General features: G+C 55.5%; 1 protein-coding gene. It reads right to left on the minus strand.

Annotation, left to right across the window (positions count from 1 at the left end):
* Positions 1–189 (minus strand): hypothetical protein (locus AC1DF4_RS19215; RefSeq protein ID WP_476914365.1); only part of this gene is annotated, 189 nt, incomplete at its 3' end.
* Positions 190–353: the final 164 nt, after the last annotated feature.

The raw sequence follows: 353 nt of genomic DNA on the forward strand, positions 1-353 counted from the left end.
GGCGTCACGCTCGAAGAAGGGGAGGGAGTTGGCGACGGATCGGACGAGGTTGTCTGTGGTTTCAGCCCGAAGCTGGCGTTTGACCTCGCGGATATTGCGAACTGCACGCTGGATACCTCCGATGAGATACCCTGCGGACCCGCCAATAACGGCGGCAATGAAGTAGGCAGAGAATACATATTCGTCCATCACCGTCCCCTAACGCACGTGCAGCCGGGACGGTGTTGGACCGAATAAACATCGAGAATGCCGAACCGTTCGACAATGGGACGGCAGGAGATTTGAGAATTGAGCGAAGCTTGAGCTACTTGAGAGGCAACTACTGCGGTTGACGACATAACATGTCCTTAGCC

Source organism: Arthrobacter sp. 05N429, from assembly GCF_056397045.1.